The organism is Sphingomonas sp. 28-62-11, assembly GCF_002278865.1.
Classification (GTDB): Bacteria; Pseudomonadota; Alphaproteobacteria; order Sphingomonadales; family Sphingomonadaceae; genus Sphingomonas.
The window spans coordinates 44,369-56,948 of record NZ_NCGB01000014.1; the positions used below are offsets into that span (position 1 = coordinate 44,369).

Here is a 12,580-nt window from a genome sequence, read left to right on the forward strand (position 1 = left end):
TGTCGATGAACGGCCCGCGCGGCAATGCGTGGGCGATGACCGAACGCCCCTGGCACCGCGTCCGCCGCGATGCGGACAACTTCATCGTCGGACCTAGCGGGCTGCATTGGGACGGCAATTCGCTGCTCATCGACATCAACGAAACATCGGCACCGCTTCCCTATCCGGTGCGCGGGCAGGTGCGCGTCTATCCCGACATGATCGGGACGACCGGTTTCCACCTCGACAATGCCGGCAAGCATCGCTGGCATCCCGTGGCCCCGCGCGCGCGCGTGGAAGTGACGATGAACAATCCCGAAATCAGCTGGAACGGCAGCGGCTATTTCGATTCGAACTTCGGTGAGGAAGCGCTGGAGGAAGGCTTCAACGACTGGCACTGGTCGCGCGCGCACCTGAAGAACGATGTCGCGGTGCTGTACGAAGGCACGCGCCGTGACGGCACCCCGTTTGATCTCGCATTGAAGATGGATCGTCAGGGCCGTTGGCATGATGTGATGCAACCGCCTGCCGCCAAGCTGCCGCGATCGGGCTGGCTGGTCGATCGGCTGACTCGCGCCGATGCCGATTTCCGGCCAAAGGTGACCAAGACGTGGGTCGATGCGCCCTTTTATGCGCGCTCTGCCCTTTCAACGCGGCTATTCGGAGAAGACGTGCACGCGGTGCATGAAAGCCTGTCGCTGGGGCGGTTCCGCTCGCCGATCGTGCAAGCGATGCTGCCCTTCAGGATGCCCCGCGCGATCTGTTAAGGCAGTTACCTTATTGCTGCGGGTCGCTCGGGGCGTTGTTCGCGGCGCGCTCCCGCGCAGCTTTGTCGCGGGCGATCGAGCGGCCAGTCGACCAATAGTGGTAGACCAGGAAGACTAGCGTCAGCCCCAGCACCAGGCCCATTTCGAGTAATCCGATATTGTCGCCGATCATGCTGCCATCACCCCTATTGCCCGCGCAAACCCGATGATCCGATCAGCGATCGCCCCCGGCTGCTCTTCATGCGCCAGATGCCCCAATCCCGGCAAGCTGATGATCTGTGCGCCGGTCACCTGTGCAACGGCAGCCTGAGCGCTCGCCAGCGGGATCGCCGCATCGTCATCGCCATGCACCAGCAGCAACGGCACCGACAGGCGCGGCAAATCGCGCGCCAGCGACTCGAGGTCCCAGTCGGCCATCATGGTAATCGCTCCCGCGCAATGGGCGGGCGTGGCGAACAGCCGACCATAGAAGTCAGCCCCCGCTGCATCGATCTTTGACCCCGTGCTGCGCGCGAGGAACCGCCCCGCCTCACCGCGCTGGCGGGCGATGCCGGCGAAGATGTGCGGCGCAAAAGGGTTGACGAACAGCATCCGGGCAAGCGTGGGAAACATCTTGGCGGCAAGCCCGGGAAAAGGCTGAAGCGCAGCATTCAGGCCGATTACCCCCGTCGGCGCTACAAGCCCGTCGAGTACCATCCGCGCCGCGATTGCCGCCCCCGCGGAATGGCCAATGATGAGCGCAGGCTCGAGTTGCAGTTCGGCAAGCAACGCACCCGCCGCCCGCGCCATCGCGCCCATCGACAAGCCACCCAGGGGTCGACCGACAGTGAAGCCATGCCCCGGCATATCGGGAGCCACGACGGTGAAATGCGCCGCCAGCACCGGCATCAGTTCACGCCAGCTATGCGTTGCAGCACCAGTGCCGTGGATCAGCAGGATCACCGGCCCGCTGCCCATCACCTGGACATGCCATTTGACCCGGTCGGTCGCGACGAACCGGCTCTGCGCCCGGTTGGGCCAGTCACGCCCCTCGACATCCCAGCGCGCGCGATCAGTCAGCATGTTGCGCTCCCTTGACGGCGGCGTGCATCGCCCGGGCATCGGCGCGTGGCAAGGGCAGATAGCGCGCGCCCATGATCGCGGCCAGCTTTGCACCCTCTGGCCGGGGGCGCGGAGAGATATCGACGAATGCGCTGCCGATGCCCGACAGGCCAATCGCCTTGGCGGCAGCCTCGGCATCATCCTCGGCGGCCTGGCCCACCATCGTACCCTTCGAGCAGATATTCGCCCTGCCATCGGTCAGGATCACCAGAAACGGCGTTCGTCCACGTTTACGAGCAGCCTCAGCGAGCTCGCGCGCGGCATTCAGGCCCGAAGCGAGCGGCGTGCCACCACCACCGGGCAAGGCCCCGAGCGACTTGCGGGCGCGCGCCAGCGAGCGAGTCGGCGGCAAAATCAATTCCGCCACCGTGCCGCGAAATGCCACTAGCGCCACCTGCGCGCGCTTCACATAGGCCTCCGCCAGCAACAGCTCGACCGCGCCCTTCGCCTCGGCAAGCCGCGCCAGCGCCGATGATCCCGACGCGTCGACGGCGAAGATCGTCGTCGCCTCCATCTTTTTTTCGAACCGGCGGATTCGCAGATCGTCGCGGCGGATGCTGACCCGGCCAGCCTCTGCGCCGCGCACGCGCTGCCAGGGCGCCGCCGATCGTAGCGTATCAATCAGGCTGAGCCGAAGCCCGCCGCGCGGGATACCGGCACGCACCCCGACCGGGCGACCACGCGTGGCGGACTTCTGCTTCGCGCCCTTGCCCTGCCCCCGCCCTTGCGGCCCACGCCGCTGCCCGCCTGCCGCGATTTGCGCGAGCACGTCCTTGGGCAGGGAGGCGAGCACGGCTTCGAGAACCACATCCTCCAGCGGCTGCGGATCGCCGCTTTCCTGCTCGCTCGTTTCCGACTCGGGCGGCGGTGGTGGTGGCGGTTCGGGCGCTTCGCCCTCGGGTTCGGCCTCGGGCGGTGCAGGCATCCGCGTGGCCCGCGGGCCGAGCACCAGCCGGGCGGCAATCATCACGTCATCTTCGGTGATCGCGCTGCGCCCGGCGAGGATGGCCGCCGCACGGGCGGCGCGCAGGGCGAAATTGGGTGCGCGGGCGGAGTCGATGCCGAGTGCCAGTGTGGTGGCGGCGATGGCGTCAAGGACATCCCCGGAAGGGGCGTTTACCTCCCCGATAATCGTCGTCGCCGCGTGAGAATCAAGTAATTGAAGTGGCCGCACGTCCCCAAAATCAAACCAGAACGCCACCCGCTCGGCGAGTGCCACCGGCGGGCGCTCATCCGGCTCCACCCCGTCATCGAGTAGGACGATCGTGAACCGCGCTGGGGACCGCAGCGCCATCCCTTCCCGTTCGGCAATCACTTCGCCCGTATCGAGCGCAGCGGCGATCGGGGCGGCGGTGCTGGTCGCCATCCGCTCGGCCATCGGCACGATCACGACGCCGCCATCGGCCTCCGCCAGCAAGCCGACCCGCGATACCGCGCGACCGGTCGACAGCGTCGCGCCTAGATCAAGCCCGCCCAACAGCCGCTCATCATCGATATGCGACGGCAGTCGCCGCACCGGCACACCCGACCCGAGCCCGTCGACCAGCGCTGCGATCACCGCATCGCGCGCTTCGCCGCCGCTACGCAGCACCAGCCCGCCGAGCGAGGGATCAATCGCGCATAGCCGCGCCGCCAGCAGCGCATCCGACCAGATATCGGATTGCATGGGGGGCGGCGTATCGCCCGTTTCACTCATGCCGCGAACATGGTTTCCATCGCCCGCTCGATCCGCGCGGTCGATCCGGTTTCGTCGAGCACATTGCGGCGCAGCCGGTGGCGGAGCGCCAGCGGGGCGACGCGCTTCAGATGCGTCTCGGTCACCTGCACATCGCCCTCCAGCGCCGCCAGCGCACGTGCCGACCGCATCAGCGTCAATTCGCCGCGCAAGCCATCCGCGCCCACCGCGATGCACAGTTCGGACGCGCGGGTCAGCACGGCATCGGGCACCACCACCTCGGCAAGCAATTCCTTGCCCTTGGCGATCCGCTTCAGCGTCTTGCGCTCGGCCTTCACCCATTCCTTGGCAAAGCTGTCGGGCGTGCGTTCATAAGCATCGCATCGCTTCAGGATTTCGACGCGCTGCTTCAGGTCCTGCGGGGTCCGCACCTCCACCGATAGCCCGAACCGATCGAGTAACTGCGGACGAAGCTCGCCCTCTTCGGGGTTACCGCTCCCGACAAGCACGAAGCGCGCCGCGTGTCGCACGCTCAACCCCTCGCGCTCGACGACATTTTCACCCGATGCTGCCACGTCGAGCAGCAGATCGACGATATGATCCTCGAGCAGGTTGATTTCATCGATGTACAAAAAGCCGCGATGCGCGCGGGCGAGCAGCCCCGGCTCAAAAGCCTTCTCGCCGTGGCCAAGCGCCTTTTCGAGATCGAGCGCCCCCACGACGCGGTCCTCGGTCGCCCCCAGCGGCAGATCGACGAACGGTACTGGCGCACTCGCTTTGCCGGGTCGGTGCGTTTCGGGCGTCGGGCAAACCGCCTGGCCGGGTACGCAGCCATAACGGCAGCCGGGAACAACCGGCATCGGCGGCAACAAGGCAGCCAGTGCACGCACCGCAGTCGATTTGCCGGTGCCGCGATCACCGAACACCATCACGCCCCCGATCCGCGCATCAATCGCGGCGATCAGCAGGGCTAATTTCATTTCGTCTTGGCCGACGATGGCGGAGAATGGGAAGGACGCTCGCATCCTTTGCGTGTACCAGTTGTTTGACACTCCACAAGACGGGCTAGGCGGAACAACATGGAAACACCCGTAATCGTGGGCATTGGCGGCGCCGTTTTTCTCGGGGCAGCTGGCGGGCTGATGACCCCGATCGGCCCTTGGTATCGCAACCTGAAAAAACCAAGTCTGCAGCCCCCCGATTGGCTGTTCGGCCCTGCCTGGACGATCATATTGGGGCTTGCCGCCTGGTCGGCGATCACCGCTTGGTATGCCGCCGACCAGAATTGGGAACGCAGCCGCGTGCTGTGCCTCTATTCAACCAACGCAGTCTGCCATTTCTTATGGAGCCCGCTGTTCTTCCGCGCGCAGCGGCCCGATTGGGCGCTGGTGGAGGTCGTGTTCCTTTGGGTATCACTGGTGCTGCTGGTGGCGCTGATCTGGCCGATCTCGTCCTTCGCCAGCCTGTTGATCGTGCCTTATCTGCTCTGGGTCAGCTTTGCTGCCTGGCTTAACTGGGCGATCGTTCGGCTCAATAGGCCATTTGCCTAGCGCCTAAGGCGCAGGCGCCGTAGCGGGCGGCATTGCTGGAGCACCACCCTGGCCCTGTTGCTGGCTCATCATGATGAACTGATCGAGCAGCATCAGCCGTTCTTGAATCGCGGTGCGGTAACTCGCGCCGGGGGGCGAAAGCTCGAGCGAGCGCCGCCACCAGAACCGTGCATTTTGCAACTGGCCCGACTGAGCATAGCCGAGCCCCAGGAAAAAGGGCGGCCCGGGATGACGCGGTGCGATGAACATCGCCCGCCGGAATGCAAACAGCGCGGCTGGAGAAACATTGCCACCATCATGCTTGACGAGCACGCTGCCAAGTTCAGTCCAGAGCGGCACGCTTTTGGGAATACGGTCGATACCCCCCAATGTCACCTTGACGGCGGCGGCTGAATCATTGCTGCGGATCATCGCGTCAGCCGCTGTCTGGTACGCGGCATCCTGGGTAAAACGCCCGAAAAAGGCGCCCCGAAGTTCGACAATGTCGGCAGCCACATCAAGTTTCGAGATCTGGCCCTTGGCCGGGCTGGCAGGCAGGCTTGGCGATCCCTGCAGCGCATAACCGGCCGCGCCGAACACAAGCGCCGCAGCGCTCGACGTCCATAACACGCGCGGCACCCCTAGCCGCCAGAGCAGCGCGGCCGCCGCGAGAGCGATCCCGATCAGCATGGCCCAACCCATCAGAAGCGCTTCCGTCGTTTGAAGCTGGCCCGCGCCAGCCATAAACCGATCACGATGAACGCAATCGGCGTGATCCATAACGGCAAAGTCGCGGCCGACAGGGGCGGATCATAAGTCACATAATCTCCATAGCGCGCAATCAGCCAATCACGTACCTGTTGCGGGCTTGATCCTTCGGAAATCTGGCGGCGCACCAGCGCGCGCATATCGCCTGCCATTTCGGCGTTACTGTCGGCAATCGACTGACCCTGACAGACAAGGCAGCGCAGCTCCAGCATCAGCTTTTGCGCCTCTGCCTCCTGCTTTGGATCGGGCAATTGGGTGTCGGAAAGCCGCGCTGGCGGGCGCGCCGAATCGGCGAATGCAGGGCCGGTCGACACCAGCATCAACAGCAGTGCGATCAACCAGCGCATCACGACGATTTGCCCATCGCTTCGAGAATCTTGGGCACATCCTCATCGCGGATTTCGCCGACATGCTGGAGAATGATCTTGCCCTGCCCGTCAATCACGAAGGTTTCCGGCACGCCCGCCGATCCCAAGGCCAGCTGCACCGCGCTTTCGGGATCATCGCCGATGCGTTCAAAGGGATCGCCGTAACGCGCCAAAAACCCTCGAATATCGTCAGGCCGATCGCGGATCGCGACGGCATCGATCGGTACGCCCATCGCGCGCAACCGCTCGAGCTGCCCTGCCTCTGCTGCGCACGGGATGCACCAGCTCGCGAACACATTCAGCAGGCGCGGCTTGCCTTGGCGAAACACGGCCGCGTCAAGGCCAGGCTTGCCCGGCAGCATCGGCGGCAAAGAAAATTCGGGTACCGGCCGACCAACCATTGCCGATCGCACTGTGCGATCAGCAGGCTTGATCAGCGCATAGCCCGCGACCATGAACAACCCCAGAAACACCACGAGGGGGACCCAGAGCAGCCCGCGCTTCACGCCCAGCTCTCCCGCAACGCCGTTTTGCGATCACGGCTGACACGACCGATCAACGACAACAGCCCCCCCAGCGCGATCATGCCGCCGCCCGCCCAGATCAGCGTGACAAATGGCTTCCACCACAGCCGCAACTGCCAGCGTCCGGCCTCATCAGGCTGGCCGAGCACGGTGTAGAGTTGACCGTCGAAAACCGTCGCGATCGCCGATTCGCTTGTTACCGTAACCGGGTTCGAAAAAAACCGTGATTCGGGCGTCATCGTGAACGCCGTGCCCCCATCGCGCTGCACCTTCAGCCGCGCCTCCAGCGCTGACCAGTTCGGCCCGGCGCGTGGGGTAATGCCCTCAAGCGTAATCGTGTACGGCCCCACCCGCTCGGGGACACCAACCGTGGCAGCGACCAGCGTCTGCTGGGTGAACGCGGTTTCGGATGCCATGCCCGCCAGGCTGACGGCGATTCCCAAATGCGCGAGCACCATGCCATAAGTAAACAACGGCGTGCGGCGCAGGTTGCGCTTCCACAACGGAGCAAGGCTCGCCACGGCAAGACCACCGGCAAGGCACAGGCCCAGGATCGGCAGAATACCGGCATTGGCGGCGAAGACGACTAGCGCGAGCAGGGCCACAACCGTCACCGCGATTGGCAGCAGCATCCGGCGCGTGATGGCCCCTGCCTCATCCCGGCGCCAGCGCACCAGCGGCCCGACGGCCATGATCATCACCAGCGCCAGCGCAACCGGACCTGCAGCCTTGTTGAAGAATGGAGGGCCGATCGACAGCTGCAGCCCGAACAGCCCAGCCGCGACGATCGGATAGAGCGTGCCGATCAGCACGATGCCAAGGATCACAGAAAGCAGCAAATTATTGGCCACCAACGCGCCTTCGCGGCTGACAAATTCAAACGTATTGCCCGCCCGGATCGTACTCACGCGGAGTGCAAACAGCGCAAGGGCACCACCGATATACAGCGCCAGCAACGCCAGAATGAAACTGCCGCGTTCAGGATCGACGGCGAAAGCGTGCACGCTGGTCAGGATGCCCGATCGCACCAGGAAGGTGCCGATCATTGACATCGAGAACGCCACCACGGCGAGCATGATCGTCCAGGCGCGCAGTCCGTCGCGCGTTGCCAGCACCGTTACCGAATGGAGCAGCGCGGTCGCTGCAAGCCATGGCATCAGCGACGCGTTTTCAACCGGATCCCAAAACCACCAACCGCCCCAGCCAAGCTCGTAATAGGCCCAGTAACTGCCCGCGGTGATGCCCAGCGTCAGGAAAATCCAAGCGCCAAGCACCCAGGGCCGCATTGCCCGCGCAAAGGCGGGGCCAACATCGCGCGTCACCATCGCACCAACCGCGAAGGAGAACGCCACCGAAATGCCGACATAGCCGATGTAAAGCGTGGGCGGATGGAAGGCGAGGCCAGGATCCTGCAGCAACGGATTGAGACCATTGCCGTCGACCGGCGCGGGGTTGAGCCGCGCAAACGGGTTGGACGAGAAGAGCAGGAAGCCATAAAAACCGAGCGCGATCAAAGCCTGCGCGCCAAGCGTTGCGATCAACGTCGACAGCTGCAAACGGCGCTCGAGAATAGCCACCGCGCCCCCGGCCATCCCCAGAATGGTCACCCAGAGCAGCATCGATCCTTCATGATTGCCCCAAGCGCCAGCGATTTTGTAAATCAGCGGCTTGGCGGAATGGCTGTTCTGCGCGACCAGCAGCACCGACATGTCGGACTGGATAAACAGCCACATCAGCACGGCAAGCGCGCCCATCACGACCAGGCCCTGCACCACCGCGACCGGGCGGACAGCCTTCATGACATCGGGATCACCCCGGGCGACGCCAAGCGCAGCCAACGCAAATTGCAAGGCCGCGAGCGCGGCAGCGATCCAGAGTGCGGCGAGCCCCGCTTCGGCAATCATTGTGGTGATGTTTTCCCGGATGGCATCTTGGTCGGCATGTTGGCCGCCATTTTGCCCGCCATTTCGGGGGGCATGTAGCGCTCGTCATGCTTGGCGAGCAGATTATCGGCGACGAAGCTGCCATCGGGCTGGAATTCGCCCTCTGCGACCACGCCCGATTTTTCTTTGAACAGATCGGGCGTGATGCCGCTGAACGTCACAGGCACGGTCGCCTTACCATCAGTGACGACGAACTTGATCGTCACGCCGTCGGCCTGTTTCTTGATCGATCCGCCCTCGACCATCCCGCCCAGCCGCACCGCGCGACCCAGCGGCAGGCCCTGCTTGGCGACATCGCCGGGCGCGTAAAAGAACGCGGCCTGATCCTTCAGCGCGGATAGTGCCAGCCCGCTTGCGCCTGCAATTGCGACAATGGCGAGGACGGCCAGGGTCAACCGGTGATGCTTCGCTTTCATTTACTGCCCTTTTCGGCGGCGCGCATCGCCAGATAGCTGACCAGCGCAATACCAGCGGAAGTGACCAGCGTGATCACATAAGCAGCGGTGACGAACGGCCACGGGTTCATGCCTGCGCCATCCGCCGCATCCGCGCTTCGGCCTTGCTCGTCGCCAGCATTGCGCGCATTCGCATCAACACGATGCTGGCGAAAAACAGGGTAAAGCCTCCCAGCGTGTACCAGAGCGGCCAGATGAGCGAACCATCGATCGTCTGCTTGTTGATACCGATGCTCTGCCCCTGATGCAGCGTGTTCCACCACACCACCGAATAACGGATGATCGGCAGCAGCACCGATCCGGCAATACCATACAGCGCCGGAATACGGCCATCACCGCCACGATCGGCATCGGCGCGGGCAAGGCCCATGAATCCCAGATAGACGAAGAACAGCAGTAACATCGACGTCAGCCGGCCATCCCATTCCCACCAGGTGCCCCAGGTCGGGCGGCCCCAGATCGACCCGGTCGCGAGGCACAATGCGGCAAACATTGCGCCGGGGAGCGCCATTGCGCGCGCGGCGAGCATCGCGAGCGGGTGTCGCCAGATCAGATAGGTAAGGCTGGAAACAGCGATACCGCTCCACCCGGCCATGCCAAGCCATGCGGTCGGCACATGAATATAAAGAATCCGGACGGTTTCGCCCTGCAGATAATCCGCCGGGGTCTGCGTGAGCCCGGCCCAGCAGCCAAACGCAATCAGCGCCACGCCTGCCCAGAACAATGCCGGGGTCAGCGGTCGCGCCAGCTTCAAAAAGCGCGCGGGATTGGCAAGGGCGTGAATCGACGGCACGAGCGCGGTACTAAGCCAAGATCGGCGACGAATCCACTAGTCGTTAGACGGTATTTCGCACAGGTTGTCCCGGCAGATGCGCAACACGCGCTATCCGCTTGCCAGGCCGAACCTCTCTTCCAGGTCAATGAGGGCGAAGGCTCGCCAGCATTGCCGCCAGTTCAACGCTGCGAAACGGCTTGGTGAGGCGGGGCACGTCTGCAGCAATGCCTGCCGCATCGGCATAGCCGGAGATGACCAGCACGGGCATATCGGGCACGTCGGTACGCACCAATTCAATCAGCGCCATACCGGTCATCCCGCCCATCAAATGATCGGTAATAATCAAGTCGACCCCTCGCTTGCCGAGCAACGCCAGGGCGTCTTCGCCCGATTCCGCCTCGATCACGTCATAGCCGAATTCGCTCAACATATCGGCGGTGGTCTGCCGCACATGTTCTTCATCGTCGACCAACAGCACGGTTCCGACGCTACTCGCCAGCACTGCAGCCTCAGCGGGTGAATCGAGCTGGATAACGGCAGCGTCGGAGACGGGCAGCAGCAATTCGATGGTCGTCCCGAGCCCGACCTTGCTCGCGATCGAGAGGTCACCGCCGAGCTGGGAGGCAAGCCCATGGACCATCGAGAGGCCCAGCCCCGTCCCCTTACCAATCCCCTTGGTTGAGAAAAACGGCTCGATAGCGTGCCGACATGTGTGCTCATCCATCCCAATGCCCGTGTCGCTGACGGTGATCCGCACATAGCGCCCTGCGGCCAGACCCGGCCGGGCATCCGCCGCCAGCGTCACAACCGAAGCACCGATCGTCAGGTTGCCGCCACTCGGCATTGCATCACGCGCATTCACTGCCAGATTGAGCAAGGCCATTTCAAGCTGATTGACCTCTGCCGTCGCTGGGGGCAGCGGTTCGTCAATGGCCAAATCTATGCGAATACGCGGGCCCGATGTGCTTGCAATCAAATCAGTCATCGACCGGATCAACGCCGCGACGTCCACTGGCTGAGGCTGGAGCGGCTGTCGGCGTGCAAAGGCCAGCAGCCGCTGCACCAACATCCGCGCGCGCTCTGCCGATTGCAGCCCGCCCTCGATCAAACGGCGTTCGCGTTCACCGCCAAGTTCCCGGCGGCTGAGCAAGTCGAGCGTGCCGATGATCGGGGTCAACAAATTATTGAAATCATGCGCGACACCGCCCGTCAGCTGGCCCATCGCCTCCAGCTTTTGCGACTGACGCAGCGCTTCTTCCGCCGTCCGGCGTTCCGTTGTTTCCTGGGCTTCGGGCACAATCGCAATCACGTCACCTTGCGTCGAGAAAATCGGACGCAGCACAAAATCAAACCAGCGCCAACCACCGACAGGCAGATTCAACAGCAATTCCTGGCGAACCACGGCACCGGCCGCCACCGTCTGCACCGCTTGCCGGATCGCCTCGTCCATACCCGGATTATTGGCAAACCAAGGGGTGTCCCAGAAAGCGAGACCCGCAATATCGTCAAGCACGCAATTGATTGCAGCTAACGAGGTCGCATTGGCATCAAGCAGCCGACCCTCGGGATCAAGCAGACCCTGAAACCCGAAACTCGTCTCAAAGACCGTCCGGAGCCGCGCTTCCTTGGCCTGCAATTCAGCCGTTCGGGCGTGCACCTGCTCCTCCAGCGTTTCGTTGGCAATGCGCAGCGCAGCTTCGGTTTCACGCATATCGTGGATATCGGTGTTGGTGCCGACCCAGCTTGCAACCTCACCCGATGCATCGCGCACCGGTTCGGCGCGAACAAGAAACCACCGATAAGTGCCGTCAGCGCGGCGGATACGGAATTCGGTTTCATAGATCGAGCCCGTTGCCAGCGCGGCCGTCCAGCGCTGGGCAGCAATCGGCAGATCGTCAGGATGAACAATGGTGCCCCATGCTGATGGCCCGTCCATATCGCCGACTGCTGCCCCGCTATAGGCATATGCCTGAGCGTTCAGCCAATAGAGATCACCGTTTGCGCGCGCGGCCCAAACCTGATTGGGCATTGCTTGCGCAAAGACGCGGAATTGCGCCTCGCTGCGCTCCAGCGCCCGGGTATCCATCACCCGCGCCGTCGTCTCGGTTACAAAAGCGATGATGGCTGCCGGTGCACCATCCTCCCCCAATACGGGCGCATAATCGAGGTTAAACCAGGCCTTTTCAGGCGCACCATTGCGCGTCAGCGTGAATTCAAGATCGCGGTACGACAGTGATTTGCCCGCCAGCCCCTCGCGCAAAATCATGGCGTTAAACGCTGCCGCTTCCGGCCAAGCATCAATGATGCGTGACCCCAGCATGTGCGGATGCCGTTTCCCGGCAATCTCAGCATAGCCATCATTATAGATCATCGTGCCTTCCTTGCCCCATATCAGGCAAATCGGCAGACCGGCGGCGCACAACATCGCGACGGATGTTCTCAGAGGTTGGGACCAATCATCGATTGGGCCGAGCGGAGTCGACGCCCAATCAAAATCCATGATCCGGGCCGCCATGCCATTGTCGTGGGCAGATAACGAACGGGGTGCACTCGACATTATGGCTTTCGTCCCCCCGCCAAGGTCTTCGGTCAGCAGTATTGCCAACGAGATCCGTCGGCACAAAACGACAAGCGGCGGCGAAAGTTCCGTCCACTGGCCATCGCCAATTGCGTCGCATTGCAATCGGTTTTTGCCG

At 63.5% G+C, this 12,580-nt stretch carries 13 protein-coding genes; 2 read left to right on the plus strand and 11 right to left on the minus strand.

Annotation, left to right across the window (positions count from 1 at the left end; genetic code table 11):
* Positions 1 to 5 precede the first annotated feature (5 nt).
* On the plus strand, positions 6 to 746 hold the full coding sequence (locus tag B7Y49_RS06225; protein ID WP_374126712.1) for a hydratase: 741 nt from the start codon (positions 6 to 8) through the stop codon (positions 744 to 746).
* 10 nt (positions 747 to 756) lie between these two features.
* Here the strand turns inward: B7Y49_RS06225 and B7Y49_RS06230 are convergent, their stop codons facing one another.
* The 4 genes from B7Y49_RS06230 to bchI are packed head-to-tail and all read right to left on the minus strand — an operon-like array spanning position 757 to position 4,547.
* On the minus strand, positions 757 to 918 hold the full coding sequence (locus B7Y49_RS06230) for a hypothetical protein (RefSeq protein WP_374126713.1): 162 nt from the start codon (positions 916 to 918) through the stop codon (positions 757 to 759).
* A complete protein-coding gene (bchO, locus tag B7Y49_RS06235; RefSeq protein ID WP_374126714.1) occupies positions 915 to 1,808 on the minus strand; it encodes an alpha/beta fold hydrolase BchO in 894 nt (297 codons plus the stop codon). The genes B7Y49_RS06230 and bchO overlap by 4 nt, the downstream gene beginning before the upstream one ends.
* On the minus strand, positions 1,798 to 3,543 hold the full coding sequence (locus B7Y49_RS06240; protein WP_374126715.1) for a magnesium chelatase subunit D: 1,746 nt from the start codon (positions 3,541 to 3,543) through the stop codon (positions 1,798 to 1,800). The genes bchO and B7Y49_RS06240 overlap by 11 nt, the downstream gene beginning before the upstream one ends.
* Positions 3,540 to 4,547, minus strand: coding sequence for an ATP-binding protein (gene bchI / locus B7Y49_RS06245; protein WP_374126716.1), 1,008 nt, complete (start codon positions 4,545 to 4,547; stop codon positions 3,540 to 3,542). Before bchI ends, B7Y49_RS06240 begins: the two co-directional genes overlap by 4 nt.
* Before the next feature lie 54 nt (positions 4,548 to 4,601).
* Here bchI and B7Y49_RS06250 point away from each other — a divergent pair, with 54 nt between their 5' ends.
* Positions 4,602 to 5,072, plus strand: coding sequence for a TspO/MBR family protein (locus tag B7Y49_RS06250; protein ID WP_374126717.1), 471 nt, complete (start codon positions 4,602 to 4,604; stop codon positions 5,070 to 5,072).
* Positions 5,073 to 5,075: 3 nt separating this feature from the next.
* Here B7Y49_RS06250 and B7Y49_RS06255 read toward each other — a convergent pair whose 3' ends face one another.
* The 7 genes from B7Y49_RS06255 to B7Y49_RS06285 form a co-directional block, all read right to left on the minus strand.
* Complete coding sequence (locus B7Y49_RS06255) at positions 5,076 to 5,741, minus strand: tetratricopeptide repeat protein (RefSeq protein WP_374126718.1); 666 nt, start codon at positions 5,739 to 5,741, stop codon at positions 5,076 to 5,078.
* A gap of 11 nt (positions 5,742 to 5,752) precedes the next feature.
* A complete protein-coding gene (locus tag B7Y49_RS06260) occupies positions 5,753 to 6,166 on the minus strand; it encodes a cytochrome c-type biogenesis protein (RefSeq protein WP_374126719.1) in 414 nt (137 codons plus the stop codon).
* A complete protein-coding gene (locus B7Y49_RS06265; protein ID WP_374126720.1) occupies positions 6,166 to 6,693 on the minus strand; it encodes a DsbE family thiol:disulfide interchange protein in 528 nt (175 codons plus the stop codon). The genes B7Y49_RS06260 and B7Y49_RS06265 overlap by 1 nt, the downstream gene beginning before the upstream one ends.
* The gene (locus B7Y49_RS06270) at positions 6,690 to 8,615 is read right to left on the minus strand and encodes a heme lyase CcmF/NrfE family subunit (protein ID WP_374126721.1); all 1,926 of its coding nucleotides are present in this window, start codon (positions 8,613 to 8,615) and stop codon (positions 6,690 to 6,692) included. The genes B7Y49_RS06265 and B7Y49_RS06270 overlap by 4 nt, the downstream gene beginning before the upstream one ends.
* Positions 8,612 to 9,070: a cytochrome c maturation protein CcmE gene (ccmE, locus tag B7Y49_RS06275; RefSeq protein ID WP_374126722.1), complete on the minus strand. Its 459-nt coding sequence runs from the start codon at positions 9,068 to 9,070 to the stop codon at positions 8,612 to 8,614. The genes B7Y49_RS06270 and ccmE overlap by 4 nt, the downstream gene beginning before the upstream one ends.
* A 106-nt stretch (positions 9,071 to 9,176) precedes the next feature.
* Complete coding sequence (gene ccmC / locus B7Y49_RS06280; protein WP_374126723.1) at positions 9,177 to 9,902, minus strand: heme ABC transporter permease CcmC; 726 nt, start codon at positions 9,900 to 9,902, stop codon at positions 9,177 to 9,179.
* A 124-nt stretch (positions 9,903 to 10,026) separates the two neighbouring features.
* A complete protein-coding gene (locus B7Y49_RS06285) occupies positions 10,027 to 12,441 on the minus strand; it encodes a PAS domain-containing protein (protein WP_374126724.1) in 2,415 nt (804 codons plus the stop codon).
* Positions 12,442 to 12,580: the final 139 nt, after the last annotated feature.

What these genes read in the sequence shown, in the direction of transcription:
- B7Y49_RS06285 (WP_374126724.1), bottom strand. Translation starts at nt 12,441, where the DNA reads ATGTCGAGTGCACCCCGTTCGTTATCTGCCCACGACAATGGCATGGCG.
- bchI (WP_374126716.1), bottom strand. Translation starts at nt 4,547, where the DNA reads ATGCGAGCGTCCTTCCCATTCTCCGCCATCGTCGGCCAAGACGAAATG.
- B7Y49_RS06260 (WP_374126719.1), bottom strand. Translation starts at nt 6,166, where the DNA reads ATGCGCTGGTTGATCGCACTGCTGTTGATGCTGGTGTCGACCGGCCCT.
- B7Y49_RS06255 (WP_374126718.1), bottom strand. Translation starts at nt 5,741, where the DNA reads ATGCTGATCGGGATCGCTCTCGCGGCGGCCGCGCTGCTCTGGCGGCTA.
- B7Y49_RS06240 (WP_374126715.1), bottom strand. Translation starts at nt 3,543, where the DNA reads ATGAGTGAAACGGGCGATACGCCGCCCCCCATGCAATCCGATATCTGG.
- B7Y49_RS06225 (WP_374126712.1), top strand. Translation starts at nt 6, where the DNA reads ATGAACGGCCCGCGCGGCAATGCGTGGGCGATGACCGAACGCCCCTGG.
- B7Y49_RS06250 (WP_374126717.1), top strand. Translation starts at nt 4,602, where the DNA reads ATGGAAACACCCGTAATCGTGGGCATTGGCGGCGCCGTTTTTCTCGGG.
- ccmE (WP_374126722.1), bottom strand. Translation starts at nt 9,070, where the DNA reads ATGAAAGCGAAGCATCACCGGTTGACCCTGGCCGTCCTCGCCATTGTC.
- B7Y49_RS06230 (WP_374126713.1), bottom strand. Translation starts at nt 918, where the DNA reads ATGATCGGCGACAATATCGGATTACTCGAAATGGGCCTGGTGCTGGGG.
- bchO (WP_374126714.1), bottom strand. Translation starts at nt 1,808, where the DNA reads ATGCTGACTGATCGCGCGCGCTGGGATGTCGAGGGGCGTGACTGGCCC.
- B7Y49_RS06270 (WP_374126721.1), bottom strand. Translation starts at nt 8,615, where the DNA reads ATGATTGCCGAAGCGGGGCTCGCCGCACTCTGGATCGCTGCCGCGCTC.